The sequence below is a fragment of the Pseudolabrys sp. Root1462 genome, from assembly GCF_001426945.1.
Lineage (GTDB): Bacteria > Pseudomonadota > Alphaproteobacteria > Rhizobiales > Xanthobacteraceae > Pseudolabrys.
In genome coordinates this window covers 2298932-2316357 of record NZ_LMFS01000001.1, presented here as the reverse complement: position 1 = coordinate 2316357, position 17426 = coordinate 2298932, and the positions used below count along the sequence as shown (strand labels likewise).

17 protein-coding genes and 1 pseudogene are annotated in these 17426 nt (G+C 63.4%); 7 read left to right on the top strand and 11 right to left on the bottom strand.

Features of this window, described 5'->3' with window-relative positions; genetic code table 11:
• The first annotated feature begins 272 nt into the window (after positions 1-272).
• Together pssA and ASD45_RS11385 are read left to right on the top strand one after the other, a co-directional pair.
• On the top strand, positions 273-1163 hold the full coding sequence (gene pssA / locus ASD45_RS11390) for a CDP-diacylglycerol--serine O-phosphatidyltransferase (RefSeq protein WP_056911585.1): 891 nt from the start codon (positions 273-275) through the stop codon (positions 1161-1163).
• Positions 1164-1184: 21 nt separating this feature from the next.
• Positions 1185-1802: a hypothetical protein gene (locus ASD45_RS11385; protein WP_056911584.1), complete on the top strand. Its 618-nt coding sequence runs from the start codon at positions 1185-1187 to the stop codon at positions 1800-1802.
• A gap of 2 nt (positions 1803-1804) precedes the next feature.
• Here the strand turns inward: ASD45_RS11385 and ASD45_RS11380 are convergent, their stop codons facing one another.
• Genes ASD45_RS11380 through ASD45_RS11370 form a run of 3 tightly spaced genes read right to left on the bottom strand, consistent with a single transcriptional unit; the run spans position 1805 to position 4390 of the window.
• Positions 1805-2473 carry a glutathione S-transferase family protein gene (locus ASD45_RS11380; protein WP_056911583.1) on the bottom strand — a complete coding sequence of 223 codons (669 nt, stop codon included), beginning with the start codon at positions 2471-2473 and terminating at the stop codon, positions 1805-1807.
• 30 nt (positions 2474-2503) lie between these two features.
• Positions 2504-2887 (bottom strand): AprI/Inh family metalloprotease inhibitor, encoded by a 384-nt coding sequence (locus ASD45_RS11375; RefSeq protein WP_056911582.1) that lies wholly within the window; start codon positions 2885-2887, stop codon positions 2504-2506.
• A gap of 6 nt (positions 2888-2893) precedes the next feature.
• The gene (locus ASD45_RS11370; protein ID WP_056911581.1) at positions 2894-4390 is read right to left on the bottom strand and encodes a CoA-acylating methylmalonate-semialdehyde dehydrogenase; all 1497 of its coding nucleotides are present in this window, start codon (positions 4388-4390) and stop codon (positions 2894-2896) included.
• A gap of 242 nt (positions 4391-4632) precedes the next feature.
• Here ASD45_RS11370 and ASD45_RS11365 point away from each other — a divergent pair, with 242 nt between their 5' ends.
• The 5 genes and pseudogenes from ASD45_RS11365 to ASD45_RS11345 all read left to right on the top strand — a co-directional run bounded on the left by ASD45_RS11365 (position 4633) and on the right by ASD45_RS11345 (position 10859).
• Positions 4633-5418: a MotA/TolQ/ExbB proton channel family protein gene (locus ASD45_RS11365; RefSeq protein WP_056911580.1), complete on the top strand. Its 786-nt coding sequence runs from the start codon at positions 4633-4635 to the stop codon at positions 5416-5418.
• Positions 5419-5451: 33 nt separating this feature from the next.
• The gene (locus ASD45_RS11360; protein WP_056911579.1) at positions 5452-6279 is read left to right on the top strand and encodes a flagellar motor protein MotB; all 828 of its coding nucleotides are present in this window, start codon (positions 5452-5454) and stop codon (positions 6277-6279) included.
• A gap of 163 nt (positions 6280-6442) precedes the next feature.
• Positions 6443-8329, top strand: a complete 1887-nt coding sequence (locus ASD45_RS11355) for a potassium transporter Kup (protein WP_056912729.1) — start codon at positions 6443-6445, stop codon at positions 8327-8329.
• A 248-nt stretch (positions 8330-8577) separates the two neighbouring features.
• Positions 8578-10425: pseudogene (locus ASD45_RS11350) on the top strand (potassium transporter Kup); the annotation flags it as partial.
• Between the two features lie 92 nt (positions 10426-10517).
• Entirely contained in the window at positions 10518-10859 is a 342-nt protein-coding gene (locus ASD45_RS11345; protein WP_056911577.1) for a rhodanese-like domain-containing protein, read from the top strand.
• On the opposite strand, the gene ASD45_RS11340 is transcribed toward ASD45_RS11345, so the two are convergent.
• The 8 genes from ASD45_RS11340 to ASD45_RS11305 form a co-directional block, all read right to left on the bottom strand.
• A complete protein-coding gene (locus ASD45_RS11340) occupies positions 10860-11570 on the bottom strand; it encodes an outer membrane protein (RefSeq protein WP_082540788.1) in 711 nt (236 codons plus the stop codon).
• Between the two features lie 92 nt (positions 11571-11662).
• Positions 11663-12127, bottom strand: coding sequence for a CYTH domain-containing protein (locus ASD45_RS11335; RefSeq protein ID WP_056911575.1), 465 nt, complete (start codon positions 12125-12127; stop codon positions 11663-11665).
• A 16-nt stretch (positions 12128-12143) separates the two neighbouring features.
• Entirely contained in the window at positions 12144-13070 is a 927-nt protein-coding gene (locus ASD45_RS11330; protein WP_056911574.1) for a lipid A biosynthesis lauroyl acyltransferase, read from the bottom strand.
• On the bottom strand, positions 13070-14092 hold the full coding sequence (locus tag ASD45_RS11325) for a zinc-binding dehydrogenase (RefSeq protein ID WP_056911573.1): 1023 nt from the start codon (positions 14090-14092) through the stop codon (positions 13070-13072). Before ASD45_RS11325 ends, ASD45_RS11330 begins: the two co-directional genes overlap by 1 nt.
• A 53-nt stretch (positions 14093-14145) precedes the next feature.
• Complete coding sequence (locus tag ASD45_RS11320; RefSeq protein WP_056911572.1) at positions 14146-15420, bottom strand: beta-ketoacyl-ACP synthase; 1275 nt, start codon at positions 15418-15420, stop codon at positions 14146-14148.
• An 11-nt stretch (positions 15421-15431) separates the two neighbouring features.
• Positions 15432-16625, bottom strand: a complete 1194-nt coding sequence (locus ASD45_RS11315; protein WP_056911571.1) for a beta-ketoacyl-ACP synthase — start codon at positions 16623-16625, stop codon at positions 15432-15434.
• Positions 16618-17091, bottom strand: a complete 474-nt coding sequence (locus ASD45_RS11310; protein ID WP_056911570.1) for a 3-hydroxyacyl-ACP dehydratase FabZ family protein — start codon at positions 17089-17091, stop codon at positions 16618-16620. Before ASD45_RS11310 ends, ASD45_RS11315 begins: the two co-directional genes overlap by 8 nt.
• 12 nt (positions 17092-17103) lie before the next feature.
• Positions 17104-17385, bottom strand: coding sequence for an acyl carrier protein (locus ASD45_RS11305; RefSeq protein ID WP_056912728.1), 282 nt, complete (start codon positions 17383-17385; stop codon positions 17104-17106).
• Positions 17386-17426 lie beyond the last annotated feature (41 nt).

Sequence of the window (17426 nt, the reverse complement as noted above, 5' to 3'; positions counted from 1 at the left end):
CCGAAAGCGCGGCCCGGCGCCGTAACGACACCGCGATGGAGCGCCGCGGGGCGCGGGTTCTCCGCGTCAAGGAGAGCCGCGCACCGCAGGTGCGAAATCAAAAGAGCGCCTCGCGGCGCTCCATCCCCTCGACGTGTTCGAGGGTGGAAGGGGAAGGCAGGCCGCCCCGGGCCTTCAAACAACAGGGGCGATGGCGCGCGTCCCGCGATGCCGCACGTCACAATTGGGCGCCAAACGTGGCGCAGGCTCCGCCAAACCGCTATAGAGAGGCCATGGTGTTCCAACCGATCGATCCCGCGCCGCCGCCCCGCCGCCGCTTCAAGGCGATCCCGGTGCGCACGCTGGTGCCCAACCTGATCACGCTGCTGGCGCTGTGCGCCGGCCTGACCGCGATCCGGCTGGCGATCGAAAGCAAGCTCGAATGGGCGCTGGCCGCCATCGTGTTCGCCGCGCTGCTCGACGGCATCGACGGCCGCGTCGCGCGGATGCTCAAGGGCACCTCGAAATTCGGCGCCGAACTCGACAGCCTGGCCGACTTCGTCAATTTCGGCGTCACGCCGGCGCTGATCCTGTATTTCTGGGGCCTGCACGAACTGAAATCGGCGGGCTGGATCGTTGCGCTGGTGTTCGCGATTTGCGCCGGGCTTCGGCTGGCGCGCTTCAACGTCATGATCGACGATCCGGACAAGCCGGCCTGGGCGGGCAACTTCTTCACCGGCATTCCGGCGCCGGCCGGCGCGCTCACCGTGCTGCTGCCGATCTATCTCTACTTCCTCGGCGTATCGAACGGCCTTGTCACCATCTGGGTCACCTTCTTCTATACGCTGGTGATCGCCCTGCTGATGGTGTCGCGCCTGCCGGTGTTTTCCGGCAAGCGCGTCGGCAAGCGGGTGCCGCCGGAGATGGTGCTGCCGGTGTTCGTGGTCGTCGTGTTGTTCGTGGCGCTGCTGATCAGCTACCCGTGGGAAGTGTTGTCGATCGGCGCCATGACCTATCTCGTCTGCCTGCCGCTCGGCTGGCTGTCGTACCGGAACTATCAGCGCAAGGATGCCGAAGCCGCGGCGGCCGCGCAGGCCGTGGCCGGGTCGCCCGACGCCGCCATCCTGCATCCGCCGGGCAGCGAGCCGGGCCCCGCCGACGACCGCCCGGCGCGGCTCAACTAGTCACATCGGGATTGCATCGTCATGCCGCGCGCGACCAGCATCATTGCCGCTCATGACGCACGCGGCCTGTCGGCAAGCGACAGCGTGCTGCTCGATCACGCCCAGCGTGCCGCCGGAACGCTGCGTGTCGATAGCGTCAAGGGCAAAGCCATCAACATCGATTTCAAAGACCGGCTGCGTCACGATGACGTCGTCGCGCTTGATGACGGCAGCTTTGTCGAAATCGTCGCCCGGCCGGAGCCGCTGGTCGAAGCGCGCGCCGCCGACGTTGCGGCGCTGGCGCGCATCGCCTGGCATCTCGGTGACCGCCACATCGCCGTGCAACTGCTGCCGAACCGCATCCGCGCGCTGCGCACGCCGGCGACCGAGGAATTGCTGAAAGCGCTCGGCGCCAAGGTCGCCACGATCGACGCGCCGTTCGAACCGGAAGGCGGCGCCTATGAAGTGCCGCCGTCACAAGCGCATCACGATCATGCCCATCACGATCATAGGCATCATGACCATGCGCATCATGGGCACGCTCAGGACCATGCCTGCGGTTGCGGGCACGATCACAGTCACGATCAAGCGCATGATCACGCGCATGATCACGACCATGGCCACCATCATAGCCACGGTCACGAACATCACCACAAGTAGGTTCAGACCTTCTTGTTGCGGTAGCCCTGCGTACCCAGCGGATAGCCGGGCATGATGTCGTAGGGATGCGCCCAGCCGGGCAGCGCTTCGATGCGCTTGAGCCAGGCGCCGATCGCCGGATGCTCCTTGGCGATGTCGAAGCCGTACTCCTCGGCCGGATAATAGAGATAAGCACACATCGAAATGTCGGCGATGGTCGGACGGTCGCCGAGCAGGAACGGCGCCTTTTCCAGCCGCTTGTTGACGATGGCGAGATTGCCGTCGATACGGCCCTTGAGGAAGGCGAGCACCGCGGGATCGCCGGGCGGCTTGGCGAGCGTGCGCAGGAAACGGTACGGCCCGAGAAAGCCGTTGACCTTCTGGTTGTCGAACACGATCCAGCGCAGCGCCTCGAGCTCTTCGTCTTCGCCCTTGGGCAGAAACTTGCCCGACTTGCGCGCCAGATAAGTGAGGATCACCGCCGACTGGGTCAGCTTCTTGTCGCCATCGACGAGCACCGGCACTTCGCCCATTTCGTTGACGCCTTCGCGGTACTCGGGCTTGCGCTGCACGAGGCCGGCGAAGAAATCGACCCAGATCGGCTCCCATTTGGCGCCGATCAGGTTGAGCATCAGCGCGCCGCGGTAGGCGTTGCCGGATTGAGCGAAGCAATAAAGCTTGTAGTCGGACATGAGCGAAGCCCCCGTGGTGGATTTTTCAGATTAGCGTGAAAGCGTGAGAGGTGTCCCGGCGCTTGATTTTCCTTCGAAGCGGTCGCCGTTGACCCGGAACGTTCCCAGCGGCGTTTCATCGGCATCGACGATAGTGAGTGTGCCATCGGCGAGCCGCCAGCGCCGGCTCAGATAGAAGCGTTCTGGGCAGCCGCCGTCCGGCGTCGCATTGCCGGCGCTGGTCGACGGCGCCGTGAAATTGAGCCCGCAGCTCGGCGCGTTCGGCGCCGCGAGAATCCAGCGTCCGTCGATGACATCGGTCGGCGAGGGCCTGTCCGGCGGGTCCGGTTGGTCCGACGTCAGCGACGTGCCGCCGCCGCAGCTTGCTAGCACGATCGACAATGCGACGAGAAGGCCCGATGCGCGGCGTGCCATCGGTCTCTATTTCATCGTTGGAATGCTGAATTCGGCACCGCCCTTTGTGCCGCTCGGCCAGCGAGAGGTGACCGTCTTGGTCTTGGTGTAGAAACGGACCGAGTCCGGCCCGTGCTGATTGAGGTCGCCGAAGCCGGAGCGCTTCCAGCCGCCGAAGGTGTGATAGGCGAGCGGCACCGGGATCGCGAAATTGACGCCGACCATGCCGACCTGCACGCGGTTGACGAAGTCCCGCGCCGCATCGCCATCGCGCGTGAAGATGGCAACGCCGTTGCCGTATTCGTGGCTCGAGGGCAGGGCGACTGCCTCCTCGTAATCCTTGGCGCGCACCACGGAAAGCACCGGGCCGAAGATCTCTTCCTTGTAGATTTTCATGTCCGGCTTGACCTCATCGAACAGGCAGCCGCCCATGAAGAAACCCTTCTCGTAGCCCTGCATCTTGAAGCTGCGGCCGTCGACGACGAGTTTGGCGCCTTCCTTGATGCCGGTGTCGACGTAGTCGCGGATCCGGTTGAGCGCCGCCTTGGTGACGACAGGACCGTAATCGGCCTGCGGATCGGTGGAGGGGCCGATTTTGAGCGCCTCGACCCGCGGGATCAGCTTCTCCATCAGAAGATCGGCGGTCTTCTGCCCGACCGGCACGGCGACCGAGATCGCCATGCAACGCTCGCCCGCCGAACCGTAGCCGGCGCCGATCAGCGCATCGACCGCCTGATCCATGTCGGCATCGGGCATCACGATCATGTGGTTCTTGGCGCCGCCGAAACACTGCACGCGTTTGCCGTGCGCGGCACCGGTCGAATAGATGTACTGGGCGATGTCGGAGGAGCCGACGAAGCCGACCGCCTTGACGCGCGCGTCGGTGAGGATCGTGTCGACGGCTTCCTTGTCGCCATTGATCACGTTGAGGATGCCCTCGGGCAGGCCGGCCTCGAGGAACAGTTCGGCGATCCTCATCGGCACAGATGGATCGCGCTCCGACGGCTTCAGGATGAATGCGTTGCCGCAGGCGATTGCCGGCGCGCATTTCCACAGCGGAATCATCGCCGGGAAATTGAACGGCGTGATGCCGGCGACGACGCCGAGCGGCTGGCGGATGGAATAAAGGTCGATGCCGGGACCGGCGCCTTCGGTGAATTCGCCTTTCAGCAGGTGCGGAATGCCGCAGGCGAATTCGACCACTTCGACGCCGCGCTGGATGTCGCCCTTGGCGTCGGGAACGGTCTTGCCGTGCTCGGACGACAGGAGCTTGGCGAGGCTCTCATTTTCCTTGGCGATCAGTTCGAGGAATTTGAACATGACCCGGGCGCGGCGCTGCGGGTTGGTCGCGGCCCAGGCCGGCTGAGCGGCTTCGGCATTGGCGATGGCCTGCTCGACCTCGCTCCTTGACGCCAGCGCGACCTTGGCCTGCACCTCGCCGGTATTCGGATCGAAGACATCGCCGGTGCGGCCCGAGCTGCCCTTGACGGTCTTGCCGCCAATGAAATGACCGATCTCACGCATGGGCTCGCTCCCTCCCGGTTAAAACTTCTCTAACGCCGCGCTCGCTGTAGCGCCGCATTGGAAGGCCTTTTGGCAAGGAATTCCAGTGCATTTGCGGTCCCGGCTCGCCAGTACCCAAAGGAATGCGCGGCCGGCATTTCCAATCGATTAGCCTTTACCGGGTCTTAACAGCGTCAGTCTAGGGTTCCGAAGTCATCTGTTTGCGGGCCGCGCGAACACTGTTGGTGGGGTTGGAGTAAGTCATGGACATCGCGACCAGTTTGGGTTTGGCGGCCGGTGTCGGCGTCATCAGTCTCGTCATTCTGATGGGCGGCGACCTCGGCATGTTCGTCAATGAACATGCGGCGATCCTGATTTTCGGCGGTTCGACCGCCGCGACGCTGATCCGCTTCCCACTCAACGCGATCGTCCATGGCGTTCCGATGGGGGCGAAGTTCGCCTTTACGATGCGGCGCACGTCGCAGCGCGAACTGGTGGACGAGATCGCCGGCCTTGCCGAGATCATGCGCAAGGAAGGGCCGATCGGTCTCGAAAAGGCCGAGACCGAAGATCCTTTCCTCGCCAAGGGCATCCGTTTCGTCGCTGACGGTTACGATGCCGGCTTCATCCGCGACAACCTCGAGCGTGACCGCGACAACTTCCTGACCCATCTCGACGAGGGTCAGAAGATCTATCGCGCCATCGGCGACTGCGCGCCGGCCTTCGGCATGATCGGCACGCTGATCGGCATGGTGCAGATGTTCGCCAACATGACCGACCCGTCGAAGCTCGGCCCGTTCATGGCTGGCGCGCTGCTCGCCACCTTCTACGGCGCGACCCTCGCCAACATGCTGTGCCTGCCGCTGGCCGACAAGTTGCACGTCAAGCTGGTCGATGAGGAAATCAACCGTACCCTGATCATCGACGGCATCCTGATGATGCGCGAAGCCAAGAGCCCGGCGCTGGTGCGCGAAATGTTGCTCGCTTACCTGCCGGAAAAGCACCGCCATTCCGAGGAAGTTGCGGAGACCGCGGCCGCGACCGCGTAGGCGGGGCGGCGTTCTCAAGTAGAGTATTAGGGTATGGCCAAGAAAAGTCGCGGCGGACACGCAGGCGGTCACGGCTGGTTCGTCACCTTCGCCGACCTGATGGCGCTACTGGTCGCGTTCTTCGTCATGCTGGTCGCGTTCTCGACGCAGGATCAGGCCAAGCTTCAGGTGGTCGCCGGGTCGATGCGCGACGCCTTCGGTATCCAGGACAAGGTGCGCTATTCCGGCGTGCTCGAAATCATGGGTTTGCCGACTCGGCCGAAGCTCAAGAACGTCGCCAATATCGATCCGAAGGACGCCTCAGCGACACCGGCGCCGGATGAGAAGGGGCTCAACCGGGTCTATGGCGCGCGCCTGAAAGAGGATCGCAAATTCGCGCTGGCGGCGGCGTCGCTGCGTCAGGCCCTCCAGAGCATGCCCGAGATCACCGAGGTCTCGAAACACGTCATGCTTGAGGAGACCAAGCAGGGTCTCAATATCGAAATTACCGATCAGGACGGCCGCTCGATGTTCGCCGATGGCTCCAAGGAGCCTTACGAGCGAACGCGCCTGCTGGTCCAACGCATCGCGCCCGCGCTCAAGGCCATGCCGTTCCGCATCGCCATTACCGGACACACAGCGACCAACCTGATCCCGGCGCGGCCGGGTTACGGGCCGTGGGAACTGTCGGCGGATCGGGCCAATACGGTGCGCCAGATCCTGTCGGCCGAAGGCGTGCCGCCGGGCCATTTCTTCATGGTCGCCGGCAAAGCCGACACCGAGCCGCTGTTCCCCGATAACCCGTCATTGGCTCCCAACCGCCGCGTCACCATCACATTGATCCGGGAAGACCCGCCGATTCCGGCCGATTTGACCCCCTAAGTTCCCATTCAGGCCGTTCTGCCTTTGATCGCCGTCAACAGCCGGCGCGCAAAGGTCGGTATTCTCTGTGACAGGGCGGTGATATAAGCCCGCCTCCTGTCCGCGGCCGCGGGCTTAGCAACGATCGAGATCTGGCGTGACGGATCCGGCGACATCAGCCGAAATTAACAGCGCGAGCGGCGAAGAGGTGGTGAAGCACCCGAGCTTCTACGCGCTGGCGCTGGGCAGCGTCGGGGTCGTCTATGGCGACATCGGCACCAGCCCCCTCTACGCCTTCCGCGAGGCGGCGCTGGCGGCCAGCGGCGAGCACGGCGTCACTTCGGATATCGTTCTCGGCGTGCTGTCGCTGATCGTCTGGTCGCTGATCATTACGGTTACGTTGAAGTATGTTCTCCTTCTGCTGAACGCCGACAACAACGGCGAGGGCGGCACGCTATCGCTGATGGCGCTGGCGACCCGCGCGATCGGCCGGCGCACGCCATTCATTCTGATCCTGGGCGTGATCGGCGCTTCGATGTTCCTCGGCGACTCGGTGATCACGCCGGCGATTTCGGTGTTATCGGCTGTAGAGGGCCTCAAGCTCGCGAGCCCGGCGTTCAGCGATTATGTCGCACCGCTGACGGTGGTGATCCTGATCGGGCTATTCGCCGCTCAAAGTCGCGGCACTGCGACGGTGGCGGCGTTCTTCGGTCCGGTCATGGTCGTATGGTTCGTTTCCATCGCGATCGCGGGTGCGCTGCACATCCATGAAGACCCGCACGTTCTGCTCGCGCTTAACCCGACTTATGCGGTGTCGTTCCTGCTGAGCCACGGCCATATCGGGTTGGTCACTCTCGGTGCGGTGTTCCTCGTCGTCACCGGCGGTGAAGCGCTTTATGCCGACCTTGGCCATTTCGGCAAGAAGCCGATCCAGATTGCATGGCTATGTCTGGTGCTGCCGGCGCTGCTCATCAATTATTTCGGGCAGGGCGCCAAGGTGCTCGCCGACCCTGCGGCGATCGAAAACCCCTTCTATCGGCTGGTGCCGCAAGCCCTGCTGGTGCCGATGATCGTCATGGCGACGGCGGCCACCGTGATCGCCAGCCAGGCGGTGATTACCGGCGCTTATTCGCTGGTGCACCAGGCCATCCAGCTCGGCCTGCTGCCGCGACTTGCGATTCTGCACACTTCGGCTTCGCATGTGGGCCAGATCTATATCCCGCGGGTGACGATCTCGCTGCTGATCGGCGTGCTGTTGCTGGTCGGCCTGTTCCGTAGTTCGAGCGCCCTGGCCTCCGCCTATGGCATCGCCGTGGCGACGACGATGGTCGTCGACGTCATGCTCGGCTTCTTCGTGATCTGGAAACTATGGAAGTGGCCATTATGGCAGGCGGGATTGTTGATCCTGCCGCTGCTGCTCGTCGACGCGACCTTCTTCTCGGCGAATTTCCTCAAGCTGTTCGAGGGCGCCTGGCTGCCGCTGCTGTTCGGCATCACCATGGTGCTGGTCATCCTGACGTGGCGGCGCGGGACCGGCATCCTGCTCAACAAGACGCGGCGCGCCGAGGTCCCGATCGAGACGCTGCTCCACAATCTCGAGAAGAAGCCGCCGCATATCGTGCCCGGCACCGCAGTCTTCCTGACCAGCGATCCGGATTTCGCGCCGACCGCGCTGCTGCACAACCTCAAGCACAACAAGGTGCTGCACCAGCACAATGTCATCCTCACCATCGTCACCGGCGATACGCCGCGTGTGCCGGACTCCGACCGCGTGCAGTTCACGCCGTTGTCCGAGCATTTTGCCCGCGTGACGTTGAAGTTCGGCTACATGGACACGCCCAACGTGCCGAAGGCGCTGGCGATTGCGCGCAAGCACGGCTGGCAATTCGATATTATGTCGACGTCGTTCTTCCTGTCCCGGCGAACGCTGCGGCCGTCGGCCCAGTCGGGCATGCCGACGTGGCAGGACCGGCTGTTCATCGCATTGGCGCGTTCAGCGAGCGATGCCACGGACTTCTTCCAAATTCCCACGGGACGCGTCGTGGAGGTTGGTACTCAGGTAACGGTCTAGGCGGCGGAAGCATTCTGGATGTACCTCATCGAACCGGCGGCCGTCGCTAGAGGATAATTCACCTGCGTTGAATTGCCGCCGAGTCGGCGTCGACTGCGTCGCGAAAGCCGGCGTCGATACAGGCTAGGTTCTCCGTCCACCGCGGAATCGCAAACACAGCTCCCAGGGTTCACTTCATGCCACATCCCACGACATCCGCCTCAGGCGGGTCGGCCCCGCTCGTCGACGGTGCGCCAGGCCACGGCGGCTTCTGGGCGCTCACGCTCGGCAGCATCGGCGTCGTCTACGGCGACATCGGCACCAGCCCGCTTTACGCGATGCGGGAATCCGTGATCGCCGCCGCGGGCCACGGCAATCCGGTGACCGAGCCGATCATCCTTGGCATTCTTTCGCTAATTATCTGGGCGCTGATCCTGGTGGTGACGGCCAAATACGTCGTGATCCTGCTGCGCGCCGACAACAACGGCGAGGGCGGCACGCTAGCGCTGATGGCACTCGCGTCGCGCGCCCTTGGACGCTCAAGCGGATTCGTTATCCTGCTCGGCGTCATCAGCGGCGCCTTGTTCTATGGCGACGCCATCATCACGCCGGCGCTGTCGGTGCTGTCGGCGGTCGAAGGCGTCAAGATCGTCACGCCCGCGTTCGAACACTACGTCGTGCCGCTGACCGTGATCATTCTGGTCGGGCTATTCGCGGTGCAGTCGCGCGGCACGGCCAAGGTTGCGGCGTTCTTCGGCCCTTTGACGCTTGTCTGGTTCGCCGCGCTGGCCGTCGCCGGCCTCGCCCATATCGGCCAGAACCTGACGGTGCTGTATGCCTTCAATCCGTATTACGGCGTCAACTTTCTGATCCACCATGGCATCGTCGGGTTTTTCACGCTCGGCGCGGTGTTCCTGGTGGTGACAGGCTCCGAGGCGCTCTACGCCGATCTCGGTCACTTCGGCCGCGGCCCGATCCGTTTCGCCTGGCTGGTCGTGGTGCTGCCGTCGCTGACCATCAACTACCTGGGGCAGGGCGCTCTCATCCTGGCCGACCCGAGCGCCATCGAGAACCCGTTCTTTCTGATGTATCCGAAATGGGCCCTGCTGCCGATGGTGATCCTCGCCACGATCGCGACAGTAATCGCGAGTCAGGCGGTGATCACCGGTGCCTATTCGCTGACGCGCCAGGCAATCCAGCTCGGCCTGCTGCCGCGTCTCGAAATTCGCCATACCTCGGAAGAAATGTCGGGGCAGATCTATATGCCGCGCGTCAATCTGCTGCTGCTGGTGGGCGTGCTGCTGCTGGTGGCGCTATTCCGCTCGTCGAGCGCGCTGGCGTCGGCCTATGGCATCGCCGTGACCGGCACGATGGTGGTGACGGCTCTGATGGCAATCGTCGTCATCCGCAAGGTCTGGCGCTGGCCGCTCATTGGCGCGCTCGGCCTCATGCTGCCGTTCCTTTTCATCGATCTGACATTCCTTGCCGCCAACCTGCTGAAGATCTTCGAAGGCGGCTGGATGCCGCTCGCGCTTGGTGCCGTGGTGATGATCCTGATGTACACGTGGCGCCGCGGCAGCCGGCTACTGGTGCAGAAGACGCGCAAGCTGGAAATCCCGCTCGAGACCTTGGTTGCCAATCTCGAGAAGAAGCCGCCAACGAGGGTCCGCGGCACTGCCGTGTTCCTCACCGGCGATCCGGCCTTTGCCCCGACCGCGCTGATGCACAGCCTCAAACATTACAAGGTGCTGCACGAGAACAACGTCATCCTGACGGTCGAGACCGCGGACACGCCGCGCGTCAACATTGCCGAACGGGTGCGCATGGAGCCGGTGGGCGAGACATTCTCGCGCGTGGTGCTGCGCTTCGGCTTCATGGAGCAGCCAAATATCCCGAAGGCGCTGGCTGTGGCTCGCAAGCTCGGCTGGCAGTTCGACATCATGTCGACGTCGTTCTTCCTGTCGCGGCGCCTGCTCAAGCCGGCGGTGCAGTCCGGGATGCCACGCTGGCAGGACCGGCTGTTCATCTCGCTGTCGCACGCGGCAAACGACGCCACCGACTACTTCCAGATACCGACCGGCCGGGTGGTCGAGGTTGGCACCCAGGTCACGGTCTAGCGCCACGGGCCGAGCCGAAGGGGCCGAAAAACGCGCGTGCGGGTGGCGGCAAGACCGGCTAAACAGGGCTCTCGCATTGAAGGAGTTGCGTTATGGCCGACGAAATGCCGCGCGCCGATGAGGTGACCAATCTGACCCCGCAGGAGGTGGCGGAGGGCCTGCGCGCCGGCACGATCCTGCTGGTCGATGTCCGCGAGCCGAACGAGACGGCGGTCGAACGCTATCCAGACGCTGTGCTGGTGCCGTTGTCGTCCTTCGATCCGACCGCCATTCCCGATCCGCAGGGCAAGCGCGTCGTCTTCGCATGCCGCTCCGGCCGCCGCTCGATCACCGCCTCGGTCGCCGCGCAGGACGCCGGTTATCCGTATGACGCCCATCTGGCCGGCGGCATCCTGGGATGGAAGGCCGCCGGCCTGCCGACGAAGGCGGGCTGATCAAAACGCGCTGAAGCGGTAGTTCAGGCCGGCTTTGACGATCTGGGTCTTGAGGCTGACGCTGCTGGTGCCGATGACGGCAAGGCCGCCGGTGGTTGCAAAGGACGGCGTAACGCCGTTGAACTGCAGATAGTCGTACTCGAGCTTGGCCGAGACATTCTGCCAAATGGCATACTCGACGCCGGCGCCAAGCATCCAGCCGGTCCGATTGCTGGTTGCAGTCACCGTGCCGCCGGCTCCGTCATTGCCGTCATATTTGTCGCGGGTCCAGGCGGCGCCGACTTTGCCGTACAGCAAGGTGCGATCGAAGGCGTAGCCCAGCCTCGCCGCGGCAGTGATGAAGTAGTCGTTCTTCAGGGTTAGCGTGCCGGCAAACAAGGGCGTGTCGTATTTGACGTTCGCCCAGTCGAAGTCGCCTTCAACACCCAGCACGAACCGTCCCATCTGATAGTTGTAGCCAACTGTCGCGCCGGCCAGCCAGCCTTTGGCCGTGACGGAGTCGGCGCCGAATGTGCCGGTGCCCGTGAACCGGCTCCAGCCGTAGCCGCCATTGACGCCAATATAGAATCCTGTCCAGGAAAAAACTGGTTCAGGAGCGTAATACGCGGGGGCTTTATAAACAGGGCGGGAAAGATCAGCGGCAAAGCCTGAAGAAATAAACGAGAACACAACAGACGCAACTGCCCACCATATTGCTATGGTTCGGCGCATGTCGTCCTCCGATGTCTAATAGCTGAGCAGAACGCACTCCCGTTTCTTGACAGCGGGAAATCTAACTGATTCGTTCGCCGCCCGGTTGTTTATTATTTTGAGGGCGCGCCGTTGGTGGCCAGGCTGGCATTCGCATAGCGCGGATCGTCAGTCACTTCCTCGCCAAGCCAGGCGGGCCGGACAAAAGCCGTGGTTTCGTCCGGCAGTTCGATCTCGGCGATCACCAGCCCGGCGAGGTCGCCGGAAAATACGTCGACTTCGAAGCGCAAGGCGCCGTGTGGCACGACATGGCGGCGCTTTTCGATGAGGCGCCCACAGCGCAGGGCGAGCAGCGCTTCGGCGTCATTGAGTGGAATCGGATACTCGAATTCTTGGCGTCGGATTGCCGGGCCTGCGCTCTTCACCGTCAGGAACGCGGCATCGTCCTTGATGCGCACCCGCACCGTGTTGCCGCCATTGACCGCCAGATAGCCTTGGCGAATGTCGCTGTGGCTCGCCACTTCATCGCGCCACGCCTCGCTCGCGACCAGAAACTTACGCTCGATTTCGACACCCATGCCGTGCGCCCCCGCGTCAGCGCCAGCGCCGGTGCAGCCAGAGCCACTGCTCGGGATGTTCGCGTACCCAGCCCTCGATGATGGTGGTGATGACCTGCATCGTGGCGGCGATATCTACATCGCCTTTGGCGTCGCGCACCGGCTTGATCTCGTCGGTCAATTCGGCGGTGAAGCGGTTGTTCGGCAACCGTATGACGCGGACGCCGACAATGGGGCAGTCGAAATGCTGCGCCAGCCGCGCGATAAGCGGATTGGCATTGGTCTTGCGGCCGAAGAAGGTAACCTCGACCCCGCGGACATAATACTGATCGACCAGCATACCGATATGAGCGCCGCGCTTGAGCGCATCGGCGATGCGAACCGGAGCGTCAAGCCCGGTGGCGATCAACTCGCCCATACTGGCGGCGCGCGTCTCCCGGACCCAGCGGTCGATTGCCGGCATGTTGGGGCGGCGATAAAGCGCTGCGCTGTCGAGGCCTTGAGAGGCGGCGAACACCGCTGGTAGCTCCCAGTTGGCCAGGTGGGCGGTGAACACCAGTGCCGGTTTGCCGTCATTGGCGAGTTCAAGGAACCGGTTGAACAGCGACGGCGGAATATGCAGCCGTCCGAGCTCCGGATGCTGGCGATTGAATTCGATGAGGCGGTCGAGTTGCGTGAACTCGGCGCCGACGCGGCCGAGGTTTTCCCAGACCCCGAGCAGAATCTTGTCGATTTCCGCCGGCGTCTTTTCCGGAAACGCCGCCGTCAGGTTGGCTCGTCCGATCTTGTGCTCGGGAAACAGCGGGCCGATGCGCCGCATGAACGACCCGGCGAGGTTGCTCATGGTGTCCTGTCGGGCCAGGCGCATCAACTTGATGACGCCGATCGCCAGCGCGCCGCCGATCGCGTTGCCAGTGACCTTGAGACCACGGCGCCAGCGCTGTTTCAGGGACGTGCGCGGCATCAGAAGTTGATGATGACTTTGCCGAAGACCTGCCGGCCTTCGAGGCGCGCCAGACCCTTCTCGAAGTCCGTAAGCGCGAATTCGCTGTCGATGATCGCACCCATGCCGGCGGCCATCTTCGAAAGGCTGTCACGGATGTTGCGGATCTGGCAGCCGAACGAAGCGAGGATCTTGTACTGCTGCTGGAACATCTGCATGAGGTTGATCGTCACGGTCGGCCCCGCGGTCGAACCGCAGGTGACGAGGCGGCCGCCACGCTTGAGACAGAACAGCGAAGCATTGAAGCCTTCGCCGCCGACGTGCTCGAACACGACGTCAACGCCCTTCTTCGCGGTCAGCTTGCGGACGACGCCTTCGAAACGGTCGGTCTTGTAGTTGATGACGTGGTCGGCCCCCAGCGCCTTGGCTTTTTCGGCCTTGGCGTCATCGCCGACAGTCGTGATCACCGTGCAGCCGAGCGCCTTCGCCATCTTGATGGCGACCGAGCCGATGCCCGAGCCGGCCGCATGGACCAGAATGGTCTCGCCCGGCTTGAGCTTGGCGTTATCGAATAGCATGTGCTCGGTGGTGCCGAACGCGATCGGCGCGCAAGCGGCGTCGCGCAGCGACACGCCGTCCGGCACCTTGACGACGAGGCGGGAAGGCAGGTTGATCAGCTCGCGGGCGAAGCCGTCGAGGTGGAAGCCCATGATGCCGGAGACGTTTTCGCAAAGATTGTCGCGGCCTTCGCGACAGGCGGCGCAATGGCCGCAGGTCATGGCGCCATACATGGCGACGCGGTCGCCCGCCTTGAGGTCCTTCACATTGGAGCCGACCGCGGCGATCTCACCGGCGGCTTCAACCCCGACGACGAGCGGCAGTTTGCGCTTGGCAAAGGCCATGCCGCGAAAGCCCCACACGTCGAGATGATTGAGGCCGACCGTCTTGACACGCACCTGAACCTCATCGCTGCCGGGGGCGGCGGGAGCGGGCATGTCGACCACTTCGAGCTTGCGGTCGGCGATCAGTTGGAGTGCGCGCATGATGATACTGACGTGATGAGATGATTAGGAGGCAATGGGGCGGGCGGGGACGGTTACGCCGCCGGCTCCAGGCCCATGATCAATGAAACGTTCTGGCCGCCAAATCCGAACGAATTTGACATCGCATGCGTGATGCGGGCGTCGCGAGCCTTGTTCGGCACGACGTCGAGCGGAATCGCCGGGTCGGGCACGTCGTAATTGATGGTCGGCGGGATACGCTGGCTTTGCAGCGTCAGAAGCGAGAACACGGCTTCGACTGCGCCGGCCGCTGAGAGCGTGTGGCCGATCATCGACTTGTTGGACGAGATCGGCACGGTCTTGACGCGCTCGCCGAGCGCAGCGGAGAGACCGGTATATTCCATCTTGTCGTTTTCCGGCGTCGAGGTGCCGTGAGCATTGATGTAATCGATGGCCTCGGCCTCGAGACCGGCGTCCTTCAAGGCATTCTTGATGCAGCCGATGATCGGCTTGCCGTCGGGACTGGAGCGGGTGCGATGGAAGGAGTCGGCCATCTCGCCGCACCCTTCCATGATGCCGATGATGGTGGCGCCGCGCGCTTTCGCCGAGTCGTAGCTTTCCAGCACCAGCGCGCCGGCGCCTTCGGCCATGATGAAGCCATCGCGGTTCTTGGCGAAGGGTTTGGACGCGCCTTGCGGATTGTCGTTGGTGGTCGACAGCGCCGACAACAGTGAGAAGCGGATGAGCGCTTCCGGGTTGATCGAACCGTCGGTGCCGATGCACAGCGCCGCGTCGGTATCGCCGCGGCGGATTGCTTCGACGCCGAGCTGGATGGCGCTGGCACCAGAGGCGCAGGCCGTCGACAGCGAAATCGGCGAGCCCTGGGTGCCGAACTTGTCGGCGATGTGGTTGGCGACCGAACCGAACAGGAAACGTTCGTGGTAGGCCGGAAACTGCGGTGCAGCGCGCAGCAGATCATCATAGCTCAACGGACCGTTGGCGCCGGAATTGGCGCCCAGTTCCATGCGCTGCGGCCATTCGATCTCGATCGGCGGCACGGCGAAAAAGAGAGGGCCCGGGAAACGACCGGCCGAGCCGACGCCGGATTGCGCCACGGCTTCTTCGGCGGCCAGATCGGCAAAGCGTTCAGCCAGCGCCGCGGATGATGGCTGCGGTCCGAGGAAGTCGACCGTACCGGCAATGCGCGTTTTCAGGCCGTCCGTCGCAAAGCGCGTAATTTCGCGAATGCCGGACTCGCCCGCTGTCAACTTGGCCCAGTTATCGACTTTACCCGCACCGAGCGACGTCACGACGCCAAGGCCGGTGACGACGACAACAGGTCTGCCGTATTTGTCTTTGCCGGAAGCCATATTGCTCTCCCTCAGCCGACGCGCTCGACCAGCGCCATGCCTTCGCCGCGCCAATGACCGACGCCGGTTACCACGACCTGGTCGAGAGAGCCGTTCATCGGCTTCTCCAGCCCGGTCTGATCGCACGGCGGGTAGAGGCTACCATGCGCAAGCATCACGGTCGCCAGGGCCACATTCATCGCGAATTGTGGTTCCATCCCATGACCGAGATAGGTGCCGGTCGCGCGCACGGCAAGATCGCCATGTTGCTGGAGAAAGGCGCGTTCCTCGACGGTCGCCTGAGGAGCGCCCGTCGCGCCCGACAGTACCGCGGTATGGTTCCCTTTGACCTTGTCCTTGATCTTGTCCCAAAGCTTGCCAAGCGTCTCGGTGATGGTACCGGGTTGGCGCGAGGCGCGGTCGGAGACGACTGCGGTCAATCGCGCGAGCGGCTTGGCGCCACGCTTTTCCGCGTGATCCCGTGCTTCGATGACAAGGAAGGCACCGAGTGAGCCGAGCGCGAAGCCGCCTTTGTCGCCGCGCTCCCAGACTGGAACGAGCTTGTCTTTCAAACACTCGCCGGCGAACTCGTAAAGCATCAGCATTTCCGGACGTTCGCCATTGTGGGCGCCGCCGACGAGCGCGATGTCGCTCTGGCCCGCGGCGATGCGCGATAGTGCAATGCGAACCGCATCAAAGCCGGCGGATTCCTCGCCCATGAAGGTGCGCGATGAACCGGTCACGCCATGCACGATCGAGATGTTGCCGGCGAGAAGATTGGAAAGCTGCGCTAGAAAAAGGGTAGGGCGGAGATCGCCCATCAGCCGCTCGTTGAGAAAAGCGGCGGGATTGGCAGCCTGGGCGTAGCCGTTCAAGATTGTCGCATCGACTTTGAGGTCGCGCTCGCCGCCACCGGCCGCGACGATCATGTCCATCTGCGACAGGAGTTCAGGCTTGCCTTTGACGCCGGCGGAATCGAGCGCGAGGCCGGCCGCGTAAGTACCGATACGCTGCCAGTTTTCCATCTGGCGCTGATCGCCCTTCTTCGGAATCTGCGCGTCGAAATTCACCGGCGCCAGCGGGTGCACGACGAACGGCGCGAAGGTCGTGGCGTCGGCGGCCGGTTGTCCGGCGGAAAGCTTCTGCCAATGCGCGTCAACGCCTTCGCCCAATGTCGAGACGATGCCGACACCCGTGATCCAGGCTTCGCGCGGCGCGTCAGCCATTGAGTGCCATCTCCGGAGTGAGGCCGACGCGGGCGGCCATTTTGAGCATCTCGCCGGCCAATTCCTCGTTGGGGAATTCCATCACGCGCAGCGTGATGGTCGCATCGCAAACCGGTTTGCCGCTGTTCTTCACCTTGGCGTCGAGGACGGCATAACCGGAGCCTTCGTGCACAAGTTTGGACTCGATGTTGAGAACGTATCCGGGCAGCACGAAGGTGCGAAGCTTGGCTTCCTTCACCGACGCGAGGAAGGACATGCGTTTGAATTTGTTGATCGATGAGACCAGCCAGCCGGAGGTCTGCGCCATGGCCTCGATGAGCAGCACGCCAGGCATCAGGGGGAAGCCGGGGAAGTGCCCCTCAAAGACCGTTGAGACCGAGGGAACCGTGGCCTCGCAGCTGATCCGGCGTTCGGTGAGATTGATGTCGACGACGCGATCGATCAGCTGAAAATACTCGAGGCGCATTGGCGTTGAGCGTTAAGCCCCTTTGGCGGCAACGAGCTCGTCAATCCGAGCGGCCAAATTCTTGAGGACGAAATACTGGTCGGTGGTGGCCTTGCCGTCTGAAACTTCCTGCGTCCACTGCTCGAGCGGCAGCTTGATGCCGAACGCCTTGTCGATGGCGAAGGCGATATCGAGGAAATCCAGGCTGTCGATGCCCAGATCGTTGATGGCGTGGCTCTCGGGCGTGATCGAGTCGCGCGGGATATCGCAGGTCTCGGCGATAATATTGGCGATGGTCTCGAAAGTGGATGACATCATAACTCTCTGATTTTATTGAAGTTATGCCAACTTCCCGC